Source organism: Phyllobacterium phragmitis (assembly GCF_002980495.1).
Classification (GTDB): Bacteria; Pseudomonadota; Alphaproteobacteria; order Rhizobiales; family Rhizobiaceae; genus Paramesorhizobium; species Paramesorhizobium phragmitis.
The window spans coordinates 40,593-58,508 of record NZ_PVBR01000010.1; the positions used below are offsets into that span (position 1 = coordinate 40,593).

The window sequence follows — 17,916 nt, forward strand, 5'->3', positions numbered from 1 at the left end:
TCAGTTCCTCAAAAGGTCAATGGTCATGGCGATCATTTCGCGCGCCTGCTTGATCACCTGGAGATTGGCTTCATACGAACGGTTTGCTTCCCGCATGTCGGCCATTTCGACCACCATGTTGACGTTGGGATATTTGACGTAGCCTCTCGTATCCGCTGCCGGATGGCTCGGATCGTATTGCTCGACGAAAGGCGCAGAATCGGTGCCGACTTTCGCAACCCGAACCTCCTGCGTTCCCGTCGAGCGATCGAGCTCGGTGCGGAACGAGACGGTCTTGCGCCGGTATGGATCGGCATCGGACGTCTTGCCCGTCGATTGCGCATTGGCCATGTTCTCGGCGACGATGCGCAACCGCGTCGATTGCGCGTCGAGACCCGACGCCGCCACCTTCAATGCGCTGATGATGGGATCGGCCATGGTCTACCCCTTCACTGCAGCCAGCATCATGCGATGAAACGCCTTGACGATGCTGGTATTGAGAGAAAAATCACGGTTCACTTCGCCGGCTTTCATCATCTCCTGTTCGAGATTGACGGTGTTGCCGGAGTGGGTTTTCTCCGTGATGTTCTCCTGGCGCATCTGTACGGCGGTAATGCCGGTCGCGTCGACTTCCAGATGATGCGGATTGGTCGCCGCCATGCTGAGCTGCGTCTTTTCCATGACGTCGCTGAATGCATCGACGTCCCGCGCCTTGAAGCCGGGCGTATTGGCATTCGCCACATTGCTCGAAATTGCCGCTTCCTTCACGGAAAGCCATTGCGCTTGCCGCGAAGCCAGATCGAAGAGATGGATCGGCCCCATGATTCTATCCGCCTGCCTTGCCCCGTTTAACTTTCGTTAATCTATGCGCCGAATCTTGCGCGAGACTTGTGCCGGATCATAATCCTGAAGCAGGCGCTTCTATTGGGTCTGCTCGATAACATCGCCTGTGGAAGTCTTGAGCTGCCATGTGCCGGCCCCGTTGCTGCGGCTGAGCGCGATCAGCTTGCTGCCATCAGGCAGAAGCGAGCCTTTTTCGACAAACCAGTAACCCGAGCCGTCTTCGATCATCGCCATGCCGCCAACCACTTCGCGCAGCAGGAATACCGGCTTTGCCGGAAAAGGCTGCTTGTCGGGCGATACTTCATCCGCCGCATCAGTGCCGGGCTGCCCCTTGCCGTTCGACATGGTGGCGCCGGTCGGATTGGGATCGAGCTCAGACTTGGCCGCAACGGTATCGGCTGGAGCGAACGGATTCATCCTGCGAAAGATCGTCTGTTGCGATCTGTCCAACGGATCACGGACATTGTTTTGCGCCGCACTTTGCGGCGGCGGATCGGCGCGCTCGAGATAAACGACGAAGGGCAGCATGGCGCATCCGGCGGCAAGCGCCACGCCGGCAGCCTTGAGATAGCCATCGAATTTTTTTGCCGGCGCTTGCGGCCAGGATGTGGACTGAGCGACAGGTGAGGTATTCTTCCGTTCTTCGCGGCTCATGTATTCTCCTTGCGCAGGGCGGCTGCAAGATCATTGTACGGATCGGTGGAAACGGGCATATCCGGCGTCTGCTGCATGACCTCGTAGATCTTCGGGACCAGCGTGACCGCCTGATCGAGGAAGCTGTCATTGCCCGCCTGGTAGGCGCCGATGGCGCGCAGGTCTCGCGTTTCCTCGAAACGTGCGATCAGTCCGCGCAACTGCGTGACGAGTTTCTTCTGCTCCGGCGTCCAGCCATGCTGTGCGAGCCGCGAAACCGAGCCCGGAATATCCACCGCCGGAAACCGGCCCTGCGCCGCGATGCCCCGGTCGAGTACGATATGCCCGTCGAGAGTACCGCGAATGGCGTCCGACACCGGATCATTGTGATCATCGCCATCGACCAGAACCGAATAGATGCCTGTGATCGTACCGCCGCCCTCCAGCCCTGGTCCGGCCCGTTCGAGAAGACGCGGCAATTGGCTGAAGACGCTGGGTGGATAGCCGCGCGAGACGGGCGGCTCCTCAGCAGCGATCGCCACCTCGCGCGCCGCATGGGCGAAACGCGTGATCGAATCGACGATAAGAAGAACGTTTTCGCCGCGGTCGCGGAAATATTCGGCAATCGCCGTCGCTGTATTGGGTGCGAGCCGGCGCATCATCGGGCTCTCATCACCGGTTGCGACCACGGTGACCGTCTTCTCGAGCTTGCCGGCCATGGTGTCTTCGAGCATGTCGCGCACTTCGCGCCCGCGCTCCCCGGCAAGCGCCAGAACCACAGTGTCGAAATCCGTGGCCTTGGTCATCATGGCGAGCAGCGTCGATTTGCCGACGCCCGATCCGGCGAAGATGCCCAGACGCTGGCCGAAGCACATCGGCACGAAGATGTCGATGACATTGACGCCGGTGCGCAATCCCTTGTCGACCCGCGCACGGCGCATCGCGGCCGGCGGCGGGCGATCCGCAGGCATAGACTCGCATCCAGGCATCAGCGGCCCTTTACCGTCGAGTGGCATCCCCAGCGCATCGACGACCCTGCCCTTCCAACCGGGCGAAGGCGCGATGCGCAATGTGCCATCGGGAAAGACCGGGGCGCCAAGAGCCGGCACCGCGCGATCGTCGAACGGTTTGATCAGCACGTGGCTTTCCGCCACCCGGATCACCTCGCCGCGATAGAACCCGTCGCCACAACGCATCAACACGCCGTCGCCGAGCATGGCCGTCTGCGACATGCCGCGCACTGCGATCACCGAGCGCGAGACATCGCTGACCGTGCCGCCGACACCGACAACCGGTGATGGAGCAGCGCATTCGCGGCGAACGAATGCCGCAAGCCGCTCCAGAGCATGATGCCGGGCGATGGGGGAAGAACCCGTCTCGGCCAGCACGTCGGCGACTGTCGCCATCACGCTTTCGAACCAAGCGTCTTGACGGCTTCGGTGAGCATGTTTTCCTGCTGCCGCAGGAGCGCATCCACCTGCTCGAAGGCGCGGCTGACGCTGATGAGCCGTGTCATCTCGGTCACGCCGTCGACATTGGAGCCTTCGATCGCACCCTGTACCACGCCGACGCTGACATCATCGACCACCGGCTGGGCCGGAACATTGGGAATGACGGCGGAATTTCCCGCATAGGTCAGCTTGGCGTCGGGCGCGATCGAGAAGAGCCCGATGGCGCCGACCTGTGCACCGTTCTGATAGATCGCACCGTCGGAGGAGATTTTCGGTGCGCCGCCGTTCGGATTGATGATGAGAGGCTGGCCGCCCGCATCGAGCACCGGATGCCCCATGACGGAACGCAATTCGCCCTCCGGCGTCATCTGCATGCGACCGTCGCGCGTATAGACCTGTCCCTGCGGCGTGGCGAGCGACATCCATGCCTCACCCTTGACGGCAACATCAAGGGGATTGTCCGTCTGGGTGATCGGGCCGGATTCGGTGCGGATGAAGCTCTTTCCGGCCGATGCGAAATGCACGTCGTCGCTCGCCTTGCTGGAAACGAGCGTATCGAATTTCGTGCCCTCGCTGCGGAAACCCGGCGTCGACATGTTGGCGACATTGTTCGCGATGGCGTCGAGCCGACGCTCAAGCGTTATCTGCGAGGAAAGCCCGACATAGATGGAATTCTGCATCGTAGGATTACCTGCCACCTGGTTTGAAGGATTGAAGGGTCGTCAGGATGTCGGTGGAAATCCCCACAGACGACGTGCCGCCCAGAAGCAACGAGGCAATCGAGGATGCGCTGCCCATCGAGGGATTGCTTATCTCGTACATGGCCGTGAAGCGGGTCATGAACTTCGCCAGTTCGTCCGGATCGGAAAGCGCAGAAATATCGAGGCGCTGCTCGATCATCTGCGCCTGCTTGTCGATATCGGCATAAGACACTGCCGACGGTATGCCGAGTGCCGTCTGCACCACTGTCAGGAGCGCCTTGTCGCCAAGGATTTCATAGGCATTGGTCAGCCCCTTGGCCTTGCGCTCGAAATAGAGCGCCAGCCGCACGCCCTCGTTCTGGTCGCCGGCTTCCTCTTCCAGCGTCTGGCGGACATATTTGTCTACCGTGCCCTGCTTTGCCTGATCAAGACTGGTCGTCGTCTCGCCGAGGGCCGCGAAATCGAATGTGGTGGCCAATTCCTTGTAGCGCTTGTCGGTCAGTGTATTGGCAAAGCTCGAATCATCGCTCACGCCTTCGGTGAGGATCTTGCGAACGAATGCCTTGGCATAGGCCATGTCCTCCAGACCGTGAGCCTTCATGGCATATCTGTAGAGACGATCGTCGGCCATGAAATCGTCGATCGATTTCACCTTGCCGATATTCTCCAGATAATATGCGGTTTCCCGCTCGACCAGCGGTTCTTGCGATACCCGCGTCAAGGATCGCGTCATGTTGGACGCAATCATGCGATAGCTCGTCAATGTGTCGACCATGCCCCTGCCTCTCGAACTTGCCCCTTGAATTGCCCTTTGATTGCCAAGCAATGATGGCAGTATCTATCGCCCTGGAAGCTTGCCCGAAGCTGGCTTGCCCCAAAGCCACTGCTTCAGCACGAGGCAAGCTTCGCACAAGCCGCCCGCTCTATTGCTCTCATCGAATATGTCAGCAGGAGAAGAATGCTTTGGGCATTATCATCGGCCTCGTCGTCACCCTCGGTTGCATGCTTGGCGGCTTCATTGCCATGGGCGGCCATGTCGGCGTTCTTGTCCAACCGTGGGAATTCGTCATCATCTGTGGCGCCGCACTTGGTACATTCCTCGTCGCCAATCCGTTTTCGGCGGTCAAGGATACCGGCCGCGCCTGCATGGAGGCGTTCACCAACGCCGTTCCCAAGCAGCGCGATTATCTCGATATCCTCGGCGTTCTCTACAGCCTGATGCGCGAATTGCGCGCAAAATCGCGCAACGAGGTCGAGGTTCATGTCGATAATCCGCAGGAATCGCCCATCTTCCAGGCCTTTCCCAGCGTATTGAAGAACCAAGATCTGACCAGTTTCATCTGCGACTACTGCCGCCTCATCATCATCGGCAACGCCCGCTCGCATGAGATCGAGGCGTTGATGGATGAGGAAATCCATACCATCGCGCGTGACAAGCTGAAGCCCTACAACGCCATGGTCGCCGTCGCCGACGGTCTGCCGGCACTTGGCATCGTCGCCGCCGTCCTCGGCGTCATCAAGGCGATGGGCGCGCTCGACCAGGCGCCGGAAGTGCTCGGCCATCTGATCGGTGCGGCACTTGTGGGAACCTTCGCCGGCATCTTCTTTTCCTACGCCGTTGTCGGTCCGATCGCCACGAAGATAAAAACCGTCCGCGAAAAGAAGAACCGGCTCTATATCATCGTCAAGCAGACGCTGCTCGCCTATATGAATGGCGCGCTGCCGCAGATCGCCCTCGAATATGGTCGCAAGACGATTTCCGCCTATGACCGCCCGTCGATCGACGTGGTCGAGCAGGAAACGCTGACCAGCGTGCCGGCGCAGCAGGCGGCATGAGATGACCGCTTTCGCTCAAGAGAAGAAGCCCGACGTTCTGGCCGAAAGCATCCTGCGCGCCGCCGGAATGTCGGTGGACGATCTGAAATCGCTCGGCCACGTCTTCAAGGATGCGGCAGCCACTTTCTCTGCCCGCTTCAAAGAGCTTACCCCGGTTGTCGTCGAGACCGAGGTTTCCGGCATGGAACCCGTTGACAAAGCCCGGATGGAATCCCTCCTTCCCCATGACGGCATGATCGCTCCCGTCCAGGTCGACAGATGGGGCAGCACCATCCACATGGTTGCCGACCGCGCCTTTATCTTTTCCGGGCTGGAGGCCCTGTTCGGGGCCGGCGCGAATTTCGGCGCATTCGCAACCGCCAATGCTTTCACCAGCGTGGAGCGCAAGATCGCAGGCGAATTGTTCGCTCACATGGCGGCAGCCCTCGACCATGTTTTTGCGGCCGGAGAGCAGCAGATATTCAATGTCGGCGAACCGCAGGAAACCACACAATTCGATCTTGAGAAACTGGATCAGTCGCGCCTTTTCTCCTGCAACCTCATCATCAGGGCAGCAGGCAAAACGGGAACGATCCGTCTTTTGATGCCACGCACCTGCCATCGCCCGATGCAGGAGGCGATCGCCCATCTGCTGCGCCAGCCATCGGCCCATTCGGACCCGGCATGGGCCAAGAAGATAAGGCTTGAGGTGAGCCGCGCCAAAATCGGCATCGAGGCCTTCATCCATCAGGGCACGATGACGCTCGGCGAAATCGCACAGCTTCAACCCGGCCAGGTGCTGAAGCTACCGGAGAACGCCATCGAGCAGGTGCGACTGCGCAGCGGTAGCCAGGCACTTTTCAAATGCACGCTCGGCAAGGCGGGCATCAATTTCACCGTGCGGATCAGCGATCCCGTCAGCGAAGAAGAGGATCTTATCGATGAACTTGCTGCTGGTTAATGTGATTTCGGCGGTGCTTTCGCTCGTTTCGATCGGCATTGTCGTTGTGGCGCTGCGCAGGGCGGCGGAAATGATCCGCCTCGGCAAATCCATGGCCGAACAAATCGCCGCATCCTCCGCCAATCTGGAACAGGCGCTTGCCGCCCTCAAGACCGAACACGACGACTTCCGCGATGAGAACAGGAAGCTCGATGCGCGCCTGGAGGAATCCGCCAGGGCACAGCGTGATATCGCTCGTTCGGTCGATCTGATGGGGCGCATCCGCACCGAATTGCAGGGCGATATCCGCGCATTGCACACCTCGATTTCCGCCCGCAACACGGCTGCGGCGACAGTCGCCCCACAGGCCGCGTCCGCGCCGGCAAAGGCCCATATACAATCAAAATCGTCCAAGCTGCCGGTTTTCGTGCGGCGCACGGTGGCAAGCGCCACCGTGACCGATAACACGGCCGCCTTTTCGTGATCATGTAGGCAAAGGGAATAGCAATGGAAAATGAACTCGACGAAGCGATCGAAGCTCTCAAAAGCGATGAGCCGCGCGCCAGCCGTCAGACGAGTACAGCCCAAACAGGTTCCGGAAAATCGAACCTTGACCTGATCATGGGCATTCCGGTCGATGTACAGGTGGTGCTCGGCGGCACCAGCATGCCCGTCGCCAATCTGATGAAGCTCGGGCGCGGCGCGGTCGTCACTCTCGACAAGCAGATCGGCGATCCCGTCGATATCGTCGTCAATGGCCGGGTCATCGCACGCGGCGAGGTGATCGTGCTGGAAGATGATTCCTCCCGCTTCGGCGTCAGCCTGACCGAAGTCATCGGCAAATAAGCGATATGATCGAAAAACAGACGCAGATGGCAGACGAGGAAGAAGCGCGCGGCATCGAGGCGCTGTCCGGCCCGCAAAAGGCGGCAGCACTTCTGGTTGCGATCGGGCGGCCTGCGGCGGCGCGTCTCCTCAAGCACTTCCAGGCCGACGATCTGCGCCTGCTCGCCAGCCAGGCCCGCAAGCTCGACCCGATCTCGCCCACCGATTTCGAGGAACTGGTCAAGGAATTCGAAGACGCCTTCGCCGACGGTGCATCGCTTTCGGAGGCCGGCCTACGGTTCGAGGGGCTTTTGCGGGAAACGCTGCCGCAGGACGAGGTGGACGCGCTGTTCGATGATCGCCCCCGGCAGATACTGGTGCAGGAATCGGTATGGGACCAGCTTACCCGCGTGCCGATCGAGACCCTGCAGGCATATCTCGCCGAACAGCATCCCCAGATTATCGCCTATATCATTTCAAAGCTGCCCTCCGATGTCGCCGCTCGCCTTTTCATCGGCCTGCCGGGCGATCTGCGCAGCGTCGTCGTCCAGCGTACGCTCCATATACGCACCGTCACGCCGGCGGTATCGGAAATGCTCGAAGATGTCCTGCGGCGCGAAGTGACCGGCAAGACCGATAAAGGCCCACAGCAGGCCAATCACGGCCAGATCGCCAATATCCTGAACCAGCTCGACAAGTTCGAGATCGACGACATGCTGGACAGTCTGTCCGACCTCAATACCGATGATCTGACGCGGATCAAGGCGAAGCTCTTCACCTTCGATGATATCGTGCGGCTTTCGCAGCGTGCACGCCTGCTCCTGTTTGATGATATCCAGACGGAGCAGATCACCACGGCATTGCGCGGCGCGGACGCCAAATTGCAGGAACTGGTCCTCTCTTCGCTCTCCGCGCGCGGACGGCGCATGGTGGAAACCGAACTTGCAGCCGGACAGGGAAACACGACGGCGCAGAACATCGCAGATGCCCGCCGCGCCATCGCCCGCACAGCCATCGCCCTGTCGGACCGCGGCCTGATCGATCTCGAAGCGGAAGGCGCGGCCGCCTGACCGGCGGCTGTCCCCGTTCGGCCGCATCATGTCTGAAGCCCCCGATAAAGAAAGCAAAACAGAAGAAGCCACTGAGCAGAAGATCCGTAACGCAGTGGAGAAAGGCAATCTGCCCTTCTCCAAGGAAGCACCGATCCTCGCCTCGGTCATCGCCTTTCTCCTCATCGCGGTCTTCATCGCCACGCCCAGCGTCGCCAAACTCACCTTCTTCCTGGCTGAACTGATCGACCGTCCCGAAGATTGGCTGCTCAACAGCAGCGAGGACATCGGGCAACTTTTCCAGGTCCTGGCGATGGCGGCCGGCAGCGCTCTCCTGCCCATATTGGTGATTATACCCTTGGCCGGCATCGCCGCTTCCGCGCTCCAGAACGCACCGCGCTTCGTCGGCGAGCGCATCCGTCCGCAGGCTTCACGCATTTCGCTCGCGAAGGGCTGGACGCGGATATTCGGCCGGTCGGGTCAGGTCGAGTTCCTGAAATCCCTGTTCAAGCTTTCCGCCACGAGCCTCGTAGTCTTCTTCGTTTTCTTCAAGAGCAATTCCCTCTTCACCGAGGCTATCGCCAGCGACCCCCGCGCGCTTCCCGAATTCATCCGCCAGAACGTGGTCCGCCTGCTGGCCGCCAACGCAGTCGCCATCACGTTTCTCGCAGGTTTCGATCTCGCCTGGTCGCGCTTTCACTGGCGCAGCGAATTGCGCATGACCAAGCAGGAGATCAAGGACGAGCACAAGCAGTCGGAAGGCGATCCGCTGGTGAAGTCCCGCCTGCGCTCGCTGGGACGCGACAGGGCACGGCGGCGCATGATTGCATCGGTCCCGACCGCAACGCTGATCGTCGCCAATCCGACACATTTCTCCGTTGCACTGCGTTACCATCCCGCGAAGGATGGCGCCCCTGTCGTGGTTGCCAAGGGGCAGGATCTCATCGCGCTGAAAATTCGGGAGGTCGCAGAGGAAAACGGCATCCCCATTTTCGAGGATGTGCAACTTGCAAGATCACTGTATAAGCAAATGCAGGTTGATCAGATGATCGCACCGGAATTCTACAAAGCAGTCGCCGAACTTATACAGTTCATCAATTCACGCCAGAGGCATATCTCATAGGATGGATCAAAAAATACCAAGAATAACAAAGACTAACCTATCAGGAAATTGTCGAGCAATCTGGTTTGTCAATCGTGAAGCGGTGAAAGCATGAGAAGCACGCAATATTCCCAGACGCGCGAATCGATCATCGCCGCGCATATGAGCGAGGTCATCCGCGATCTCCGGCTTGTCGATGTCGCCGATTATATCGCGTTCATACGCTACGAGCTCTTCGCCAACATCGCCGATATCGTCAACTCGGCGACCGAGTTGCACTATTTTCCGCAGACCCTGCAGTTCGGCCACGGCGGCGAATATGAGCTGGACTGGGACCGCCACCCCCGCATCATCCTCGACATGGAGTTCCGCAATATGGGTGTCTACGCCTATTTCCGTGTGCTGATCGATGCGGAAGGATCGCAGATCGATCTCAATCACATCACCTTCGACCAGGCGAGCAAAAGCCCAACGCATAACACCGAGCGTCTTGCCCTGGCCTTCGAGGATGCACGCATTCCGGGGTCGCCGAGACAGGCGACAGGCTGAAGGCGTGATGCCGTCGCCTGCCGCCTATTCTCATCACGATTGTAGATGCGTCGAGTCCGGCATGTCGATAATGCCGAGCGACAAAGCCGTCGCCACCGCCGATGTGCGGTTGGAGCAACCGAGCTTGATCTTGGCGTTCTGCAGATAAGTCACCACCGTCCAGCGGGCGATGTTGAGGATCTCTGCAATCTCACCATCCGTCTTGCCGCTGGCAGCCCAGCGCAGACAGTCGACCTCGCGCCGGGTAAGCAGGCTTGCGGCGGCGGCACTGACGACGCCTTCCCTGCTGCCATAGAGCGAATTATGGATCAGGCTCGATGCGCTCAAGAGACGCGGGCGCATCTTTTCGATGAATTTCTCCTTGTCGGCATCGCCCACCTCTATGGTGAACAGGGTCGAGCCGGGGAACCCATGCGCATTGGTAGCTCCCACGGCAACGAAGAGGTTGCCGAGGCCGTGCTTTTGTCCGTCCCGGATAAACTCCCTTACTGCGGGTGATTCATCCGCATCCAACTCAAGATTACGCAAGGTGCCGGCAGCATCGTTGCGCAGTAGCGGTGAGTCATCCTGCACCATGGGATCGACACTGAAATAATTTTTGGCGGAATATCTTAAAATCCAACTTGTGGGAAACGTCATGACGACAGACAGGTCCGACGGATTGCTCCTGACCGTTTCGTCAAGCCTTGTACGCGAAACATGCGAAATATGCTGACAGCCTATTTCATCACGAACACGGCAAAGCAGTTCCAACGTGCCACTCTTGGAAGAAGAGCCGAAAAAGCCCTTCTTGAAGTTGGGAAAATGCACAAGATCGAGGCTCATTGTACGTCCTTAGCCATTGAAAGACCGTTGGAAAATAAACGGTCATCTTTCACAAGCCGTTCCATAAACGGCATCGCGTCTATAAGCGAGTCGAATATTCGACATAGCTACAAGACGCTCAAATGGCGCAAAAAGAAACCAGTGTTACAAGCGGATTCAACAACTTCCGTAGCTTTATGCACAAAATACAACGGAGTTTGTCATTCGGTTGTATCGAAACAGCCAGCCCTAGTTGCAACAGATTGTAAAATCCTCATTTATCTTCAGATTTTCCATTCTGATACCGCCGTGGCCCGTAGGCAATAAAAAAGAGGTCGACCGCCGCGATGACGTTCTTGCGGATCAGTTCGGCGGACGGCTCCTCGGGCATTGCGGCAAATAGGCGCTGGCGATAGATGCCGGCCAGAAACAGTTCAGACAATTGATGGGCGGCGAGCTCGGTATCGGGTATGTCGAGATGCCCAGCCGCAACCTGTTCGTCAAGGAATTCCTTGAGCAGCGCCTTCCCCCGCTTCGGTCCCCGCTCGTAAAAACGCGCTCCGACTTCCGGCATCCGGTCGGCAACGCCGATCACGATGCGCTGTGCGCGGATAACCGGCTCCGACGTGATGAGGGTCACAAGCGAAACGCCGAACTTGACCAGGGCGTCGCGACCCGAAAGCCCATGCTCGATATCGGCCATGAGGTCGGCAAACATCGAAGCGCGATAATCCTCGCACAATGCCTCGAACAGCTCTTCCTTGCCGTTGAAATAGACATAGATCGTGCCTTTGGAGACACCCGCCTCGCGCGTTATGTCGTTGACGCTGGCCGCATCGAAGCCCATGCGCATGAAAACCCGACGTGCGCCTTCGAGGATCTGCTTGCGCTTCGCCGGATCCTGCCCGGCGCCGAGCCTTTGCGGGCGCAGGCATGCAACTTCGCCGCACTCCTCGGCCTTATCGGAGAGGCCCGGTTCGGCCTTATTTTCGCGAGTCATTTCTTTCACTCTTTACTATTCTCGAACCAATCGGTTCGATCCCTCTTGATATGGCGTTTGCTCTGATCTAAGTCAACATCGAACCGATCGGTTCATTACCGATGAGATCTACAGAAAGCCATCGTTCCTATGTCGATATCCAGATCCGCTTCAAAGTCCGACGAAGGCGGCGAGGTCCGCCCCTTTCCTGTGCTGAAGCAGGGACAGCCCGCGGAAGATCCGGCTCGGGTAGAACCGGCCCCGGAGCCTGCCCGTGCCGAGCAGCCGGCGCCGAAGGAATATCCTCAGGGATCGCCCACCGCGAAGCCGCAGATCGATGCCGGCGAGGACAGATCATCCAAATCGGGCGGAAAGAAGAAGGGCATCGGCAGGCGTATCGTGCTGCCGGTCCTGCTTTTAGCCGCTCTCGCCGGCGGCGGCTGGTATGGCTACGATTATTGGACCGACGGGCGTTTTCTGGTGACCACCGATGACGCATATGTGCAGGGCGACATCGCTGCCATATCGCCGAAGGTGACAGGCTACATCGAGAAAGTCCCGGTTGCCGCCAACCAGATGGTCAAGGCGGGAGACGTCATCTTTCAGCTCGATGCCGGCGACTATCACATCGCCGAGGAGGAAGCCGAAGCCAAGATCGAAACCCAGCGCCAGACGCTGGCCAGCATCGACGCCCAGATCAAGGCGGCGCGGGCATCGCTCCAGCAGGCCGAAGCGCAGAAGCTCGCGGCCAGCGCCGTCGCGACCAATGCCAAATCGACCATGGCGCGCGCCCAGCAACTGCACACCACGCGCTTTGCCTCGCAGTCCGATCTCGACAATGCCACATCGGCGCTCAATCAGGCCGATGCCAATCTGGCAGGCGCCGACGCGCAGATCGCAACCGCCAACGCCAATATCGGTGTGCTGCAGGCGCAGTATAAAGAGGCCGAAAGCAGCATGCGGTCGCTCGAACTTGCCCGCGACAAGGCGGCGCGCGATCTTTCGTTCACCACGATCCGCGCCCCCTTCGACGGCGTCATCGGCAACCTCTCGGGCAAGCTGGGTGATCTCGTCAGCGCCGGCCAGAGGATAGCGGCGCTCGTGCCCGTCGATCACCTCTATATCGATGCCAATTTCAAGGAAACGCAGCTTATCGACCTGAAGCCCGGCGAGAAGGTGCGTATCTCCGTCGACGCGATGGATGGAGAAACCTTCGAGGGGACCGTGGCTTCCATCGCGCCCGCTTCCGGTTCGGTCTTCTCGCTCCTGCCGCCCGAAAACGCCACGGGCAATTTCACCAAGGTTGTCCAGCGTGTTCCGGTCCGCATCTCCATTCCGCCCGAGGCGCTTGCCACCGGCAAGTTCCGCGCCGGTTTGAGCGTCATCGTCAGCGTCGATATCCGCACTGCGCCGGACGAAAACACGGTGGCGGCGAAATAGGGCCACCGCTCCAGCAGCCAGTTTCAATGGCCAAAAATTAAATGGAATGAGCCGTCATGGCCACCACCACAGCCGACATGCCGGCACCTGTCGATGAACGCATCGATCCTAAAAAGGCCATTGCCTTCCTGGCGATGGTCTTCGGCATGTTCATGGCCATTCTGGACATCCAGATCGTCTCGGCATCCCTGGCGGAGATTCAGGCGGGGCTGAGCGCGAGTTCCGATGAAATATCCTGGGTCCAGACCTCCTACCTGATCGCGGAAGTCATCATGATTCCGCTTTCCGGGTTTCTCGGACGGCTTATGTCGACGCGCGTGCTGTTTACCATATCAGCGGCGGGCTTTACGCTTGCCAGTGTTCTCTGCGCGACGGCGACCACCATAGATCAGATGATCGTATACCGCGCGATACAGGGTTTTATCGGCGGCGGCATGATTCCCAGCGTGTTCGCGGCCGCATTCACCATCTTTCCTCCATCGAAGCGCTCGATCGTCTCGCCGATGATCGGCCTTGTCGCCACACTCGCTCCGACCATAGGCCCGACGGTCGGCGGCTATCTGAGCGACGCCTTTTCCTGGCATTGGTTGTTTCTGGTAAATGTCGGCCCCGGTATTCTCGTGGCGACGGCTGCCTGGAACCTCATCGATTTCGATGAAGGCGACAGTTCGCTTCTGAGCAAATTCGACTGGTGGGGCCTGGCCGGCATGGCCGCCTTCCTCGGCTCGCTCGAATTCGTTCTAGAGGAAGGCCCGCGCAACGATTGGCTGCAGGATGAAACGATCCTGTTGTTCAGCATCGTTCTCGCTGTCGGCGCAATCGTCTTCTTCTACCGCGTCTTTACCGCCGAAGAACCGATCGTCGATCTGCGCGCCTTCAGCAATGTCAATTTCGCCTTCGGCTCGGTTTTCTCGTTCGTCATGGGCGTCGGCCTCTATGGCCTGACTTATCTCTATCCGCTCTATCTCAGTCAGATCCGCGGCTATGACGCGCTAATGATCGGCGAAGCGCTGTTCATCAGCGGCCTCGCCATGTTCATGACCGCGCCGGTGGCGGGCTTTCTGTCCAACCGGATGGACCCGCGCCTGATGATGATGATCGGCTTCTTCGGCTTTGCCGCGGGCACATGGACGATGACCGGGCTGACCGCGGATTGGGATTTCCACGAGCTGCTGCTGCCGCAGATCCTGCGCGGCTGCTCGCTGATGCTCTGCATGGTGCCGATCAACAATCTGGCGCTCGGCACATTGCCGCCGTCGCGCCTGAAGAATGCTTCCGGCCTGTTCAACCTGACACGCAATCTCGGTGGCGCCGTCGGCCTGGCCGTCATCAATACCGTGCTCACCCAGCGCGCCGACATGCACTATGCCCGCTTGTCGGAGCATATCAGTTGGGGCAATCGCGAAGCTGAGGACATGCTCGCCAGCATGGCGGCCAGGTTCAACGCCAGCGGCATCGACGGCAATACCGCCGCTCTCGCCAGAATGGCCGGCATCGTCCGCCAACAAGCCACGCTGATGTCATTCATAGATGTGTTCTTCATCCTGACGGTGCTGTTCGCATCCCTCGCAATATTCGCCATCCTCCTGCGCAAACCGGGCAAGCCGGCAGGCGGCGGTGGCGGTCATTAAGTCGAAGCGCACCCGCGACGCCCCCAAGAAATAGGGGCGAATTTTGGAGGATTGGCGCTCGCACGCGGCAACTGGTCGCTTTCCAGTGGGTGTTTTTCATTGCGTCACAGACGTGAAATATTTTTGTCATGTATCGCTAATTAGTAAAACGGATCAATTGCTAAGCCCCCGGAAAAGTGTTTCACTTCCTGCCGCTACGAATTCCAGCACACGCTGCGACTGTCATCCAATTGTCATTGGACGAGACTATCGGGAGGACGCGGATGCTGGAATTGAGCCAAGGGCGTTCGCTGTTCCAAACAGGGGAGTTACATATATGCTTGGGTATTCAGCACGTTTGCTGTCTCTATCGACTGCTCTCGCCATCGTCGGCACGTCTGTCGCTGCCGCGGAGCCATCCGCCGAACTTATCGCCGCCGCCAAGGCCGAGGGTCAGTTGACCACCATCGCGCTGCCCCATAGCTGGTGCGGCTATGGCGACATGATCGCCGGCTTCAAGAAGAAATACGGCATCGAGATCAACGAACTCAACCCGGATGCGGGCTCGGGCGATGAGATCGAGGCGATCAAGGCCAACAAGGACAACAAGGGCCCGCAAGCACCCGACGTCATCGACGTCGGCTTCTCGTTCGGCCCCACCGCCAAGGCCGAAGGCCTGACGCAGCCCTACAAGGTCTCCACTTGGGATTCGATCCCCGACGATGCCAAGGATGCCGATGGCCACTGGTACGGTGACTATTACGGCGTCCTCTCCTTCGAGGTGAACAAGGACATCATCCAGAACGTGCCCGCCGACTGGTCGGATCTGCTCAAGGATGAATACAAGAACGCCGTGGCGCTCGCAGGTGATCCGCGCGCATCGAACCAGGCCATTCTCGGCGTCTACGCCGCCGGCCTTGCAACAGGTGCCGAAGCGGGAACGAAGGCCGGCGAAGCTGGGCTCGATTTCTTCAAGCAGCTGAATGCCAAGGGCAATTTCGTGCCCGTCATCGGCAAGGCCGCGTCTCTGGCTCAAGGCTCCACGCCCGTCCTGATCCGCTGGGACTACAACGCCCTTGCCGATCGTGACACGCTGAACGGCAATCCCGCCGTGGAGGTGGTCGTGCCGAAGTCGGGTGTCGTCGCCGGCGTTTATGTTCAGGCGATCAGCGCCTATGCGCCGCATCCGAACGCCGCCAAGCTGTGGATGGAATATCTTTATTCCGATGAAGGTCAGCTTGCTTGGCTGAAGGGCTATTGCCATCCGATCCGCTTCAACGACCTCGTCAAGAACGGCAAGGTCCCGCAGGAGCTTCTCGACAAGCTGCCGCCGGCGGATTCCTATGAGAAGGCCGTCTTCCCGACGCTCGACGATCAAAAAGCGTCCAATGAAGCGATCACCAAGTCTTGGGATAGCGTCGTCGGCGCAAACGTCCAGTAAAGAGCTCTTTTGTCAGGTGGCGTGTTTCGCAAGACGTCACGCCACCTGGCGGAAGGTCATATTGCCCCATGAGCAGCATCCCGGACGCTTCCCCGACCACCCTTACGCCATCGCTTGCGCGGCGCCTGCCGCTCGAATGGCTGGGCGTCGTACCGTTTTTCCTTTTCGCCATCATGTTCCTGGTCTGGCCGACGCTGTTTCTGATCGTCGGTGCGTTCAAGGACCAGGCGGGCAATTTCACATTCCAGAATATCATCGATCTCTTCCAGCCTTCGATTATGAGCGCCTACTGGATTTCGATCCGGATCAGCCTTGCCTCGGCGCTCGGCGGTGCTCTCATCGGCTTTTTCCTGGCCTGGGCGATCGTGCTCGGCGGCCTTCCCCAGTGGATGCGGCCAATGGTTCTGACATTTTCAGGCGTGGCCTCGAACTTCGCCGGCGTTCCCCTCGCCTTTGCCTTTCTCGCGACGCTCGGCCGTACCGGTCTCGTCACCGTGTTGCTCAACAAATATCTTGGCTTCAATCTCTATTCGACCGGCTTCAATCTTCTCAGCTTCCTGGGTCTGACGCTCACCTATATGTTCTTTCAGATACCGCTGATGGTGCTGATCCTCACGCCCGCGCTCGACGGCCTCAAGAAGGAATGGCGTGAAGCCGCCTCCATTCTGGGCGCCACGCACATGCAATATTGGCGTATGGTGGCCTTTCCAATTCTTTGGCCGAGCCTGCTCGGTACCAGCCTGCTTCTCTTCGCCAACGCCTTCGGCGCCATCGCCACGGCCTATGCGCTGACCGGCAGCTCCCTCAACATCGTGCCTATCCTGCTTTATGCGCAGATCCGCGGCGACGTCCTGCACAACGAGAATCTCGGCTATGCTCTGGCGCTTGGCATGATCTTCATAACAGGGGCTTCCAATGTGCTTTATATCTGGCTGCGAATGCGCGCGGAAAGGTGGCAGAAATGAAGTCCCAGCGCATCGGAGCATGGATCGCATTTGCCATCGGCGCGATCTATTTCCTCGTGCCGCTGATCGGCACGTTCGAGTTCTCGCTGCGCATGCGGCGCGGCGAATATTCCTTCGACGCCTATCGCGTCGTCTTTGCCGATCCGAACTTTCAGGCAACCTTCGGCTATTCCACGCTGATGGCCCTGATGACCATCGTCTTCGGCGTCCTGCTCGTCGTGCCGACTGCATACTGGATCCGGCTACGCCTGCCGCAGCTTCGCCCCATCGTCGAATTCATCACGCTGATGCCGCTGGTGATACCAGCCATCGTCATCGTCTTCGGCTATCTCAGGATCTATAATTCGTCGTCCATTCTACCTTTCACCGGGTCGCGGCGGATGACCGACCTGCTCCTGATGTTCGGCTATGTGACCCTGTCGCTACCCTATATGTACCGCGCCGTCGATACCGCCATGCGCGCCATCGATGTGCGCACATTGACGGAAGCCGCCGAGAGCCTCGGCGCCGGTTGGCCGACGATCCTGTTCAAGGTCATCTTCCCCAATGTGCTTTCCGGCGTTCTGAGCGGAGCCTTCATCACCTTCGCCATCGTCATCGGCGAATTCACGCTCGCCTCGCTCCTCAACCGCCCGGCCTTCGGTCCTTACCTCCAGCTCGTCGGCGCCAATCGCGCCTATGAGCCGTCCGCCCTCGCGGTCATTTCCTTTGCGGTGACATGGATGAGCATCGCACTGCTCCAGCTCGTCTCGCGTCTCAATAAATTCAAATCACCCAGCGCTTGAGAACG

General features: G+C 59.3%; 20 protein-coding genes. 12 read left to right on the top strand and 8 right to left on the bottom strand.

Annotated elements, in window-relative coordinates; translation table 11 throughout:
* From flgC to C5748_RS14740, 6 genes are all read right to left on the bottom strand, one after another.
* The gene (gene flgC / locus C5748_RS14715; RefSeq protein WP_105742696.1) at positions 1 to 417 is read right to left on the bottom strand and encodes a flagellar basal body rod protein FlgC; all 417 of its coding nucleotides are present in this window, start codon (positions 415 to 417) and stop codon (positions 1 to 3) included.
* Positions 418 to 420: 3 nt separating this feature from the next.
* Complete coding sequence (flgB, locus tag C5748_RS14720; RefSeq protein ID WP_105742697.1) at positions 421 to 801, bottom strand: flagellar basal body rod protein FlgB; 381 nt, start codon at positions 799 to 801, stop codon at positions 421 to 423.
* A 99-nt stretch (positions 802 to 900) separates the two neighbouring features.
* A complete protein-coding gene (locus C5748_RS14725; RefSeq protein ID WP_245581808.1) occupies positions 901 to 1,476 on the bottom strand; it encodes a hypothetical protein in 576 nt (191 codons plus the stop codon).
* Entirely contained in the window at positions 1,473 to 2,861 is a 1,389-nt protein-coding gene (gene fliI / locus C5748_RS14730; RefSeq protein WP_105742698.1) for a flagellar protein export ATPase FliI, read from the bottom strand. Before fliI ends, C5748_RS14725 begins: the two co-directional genes overlap by 4 nt.
* Positions 2,861 to 3,586: a flagellar basal-body rod protein FlgF gene (gene flgF, locus C5748_RS14735; protein ID WP_105742699.1), complete on the bottom strand. Its 726-nt coding sequence runs from the start codon at positions 3,584 to 3,586 to the stop codon at positions 2,861 to 2,863. The genes fliI and flgF overlap by 1 nt, the downstream gene beginning before the upstream one ends.
* 7 nt (positions 3,587 to 3,593) lie before the next feature.
* Positions 3,594 to 4,382 (bottom strand): DUF1217 domain-containing protein, encoded by a 789-nt coding sequence (locus C5748_RS14740; protein ID WP_105742700.1) that lies wholly within the window; start codon positions 4,380 to 4,382, stop codon positions 3,594 to 3,596.
* A 188-nt stretch (positions 4,383 to 4,570) separates the two neighbouring features.
* Between C5748_RS14740 and motA the strand changes: the two genes are divergently transcribed.
* The 7 genes from motA (at position 4,571) to C5748_RS14775 (ending at position 9,887) form a co-directional block, all read left to right on the top strand.
* Positions 4,571 to 5,443 carry a flagellar motor stator protein MotA gene (gene motA, locus C5748_RS14745; protein WP_105742701.1) on the top strand — a complete coding sequence of 291 codons (873 nt, stop codon included), beginning with the start codon at positions 4,571 to 4,573 and terminating at the stop codon, positions 5,441 to 5,443.
* Position 5,444: 1 nt separating this feature from the next.
* Complete coding sequence (locus tag C5748_RS14750; RefSeq protein ID WP_105742702.1) at positions 5,445 to 6,383, top strand: FliM/FliN family flagellar motor switch protein; 939 nt, start codon at positions 5,445 to 5,447, stop codon at positions 6,381 to 6,383.
* On the top strand, positions 6,364 to 6,846 hold the full coding sequence (locus C5748_RS14755; protein ID WP_105742703.1) for a BAB2_0123 family type IV secretion system effector: 483 nt from the start codon (positions 6,364 to 6,366) through the stop codon (positions 6,844 to 6,846). Before C5748_RS14750 ends, C5748_RS14755 begins: the two co-directional genes overlap by 20 nt.
* Positions 6,847 to 6,869: 23 nt before the next feature.
* Entirely contained in the window at positions 6,870 to 7,208 is a 339-nt protein-coding gene (gene fliN / locus C5748_RS14760; protein WP_105742704.1) for a flagellar motor switch protein FliN, read from the top strand.
* 5 nt (positions 7,209 to 7,213) lie between these two features.
* Positions 7,214 to 8,257, top strand: coding sequence for a flagellar motor switch protein FliG (locus tag C5748_RS14765; protein WP_105742705.1), 1,044 nt, complete (start codon positions 7,214 to 7,216; stop codon positions 8,255 to 8,257).
* Positions 8,258 to 8,285: 28 nt separating this feature from the next.
* The gene (locus C5748_RS14770) at positions 8,286 to 9,359 is read left to right on the top strand and encodes an EscU/YscU/HrcU family type III secretion system export apparatus switch protein (RefSeq protein WP_105742706.1); all 1,074 of its coding nucleotides are present in this window, start codon (positions 8,286 to 8,288) and stop codon (positions 9,357 to 9,359) included.
* Positions 9,360 to 9,449: 90 nt separating this feature from the next.
* Positions 9,450 to 9,887: a hypothetical protein gene (locus C5748_RS14775; protein WP_105742707.1), complete on the top strand. Its 438-nt coding sequence runs from the start codon at positions 9,450 to 9,452 to the stop codon at positions 9,885 to 9,887.
* Between the two features lie 33 nt (positions 9,888 to 9,920).
* Here C5748_RS14775 and C5748_RS14780 read toward each other — a convergent pair whose 3' ends face one another.
* Together C5748_RS14780 and C5748_RS14785 are read right to left on the bottom strand one after the other, a co-directional pair.
* On the bottom strand, positions 9,921 to 10,712 hold the full coding sequence (locus C5748_RS14780) for a helix-turn-helix transcriptional regulator (RefSeq protein WP_105742708.1): 792 nt from the start codon (positions 10,710 to 10,712) through the stop codon (positions 9,921 to 9,923).
* A 253-nt stretch (positions 10,713 to 10,965) separates the two neighbouring features.
* The gene (locus tag C5748_RS14785) at positions 10,966 to 11,691 is read right to left on the bottom strand and encodes a TetR/AcrR family transcriptional regulator (protein ID WP_105742709.1); all 726 of its coding nucleotides are present in this window, start codon (positions 11,689 to 11,691) and stop codon (positions 10,966 to 10,968) included.
* A 129-nt stretch (positions 11,692 to 11,820) separates the two neighbouring features.
* On the opposite strand from C5748_RS14785, the gene C5748_RS14790 reads away from it, so the two are divergent.
* The 5 genes from C5748_RS14790 to C5748_RS14810 all read left to right on the top strand — a co-directional run bounded on the left by C5748_RS14790 (position 11,821) and on the right by C5748_RS14810 (position 17,911).
* A complete protein-coding gene (locus C5748_RS14790; protein ID WP_105742710.1) occupies positions 11,821 to 13,110 on the top strand; it encodes an HlyD family secretion protein in 1,290 nt (429 codons plus the stop codon).
* A 56-nt stretch (positions 13,111 to 13,166) separates the two neighbouring features.
* A complete protein-coding gene (locus tag C5748_RS14795; RefSeq protein ID WP_105742711.1) occupies positions 13,167 to 14,741 on the top strand; it encodes a DHA2 family efflux MFS transporter permease subunit in 1,575 nt (524 codons plus the stop codon).
* A 316-nt stretch (positions 14,742 to 15,057) separates the two neighbouring features.
* On the top strand, positions 15,058 to 16,161 hold the full coding sequence (locus tag C5748_RS14800; protein WP_105742712.1) for an ABC transporter substrate-binding protein: 1,104 nt from the start codon (positions 15,058 to 15,060) through the stop codon (positions 16,159 to 16,161).
* Between the two features lie 68 nt (positions 16,162 to 16,229).
* Positions 16,230 to 17,126, top strand: coding sequence for an ABC transporter permease (locus C5748_RS14805; RefSeq protein ID WP_105742713.1), 897 nt, complete (start codon positions 16,230 to 16,232; stop codon positions 17,124 to 17,126).
* On the top strand, positions 17,123 to 17,911 hold the full coding sequence (locus C5748_RS14810; RefSeq protein WP_105742714.1) for an ABC transporter permease: 789 nt from the start codon (positions 17,123 to 17,125) through the stop codon (positions 17,909 to 17,911). The genes C5748_RS14805 and C5748_RS14810 overlap by 4 nt, the downstream gene beginning before the upstream one ends.
* Positions 17,912 to 17,916 lie beyond the last annotated feature (5 nt).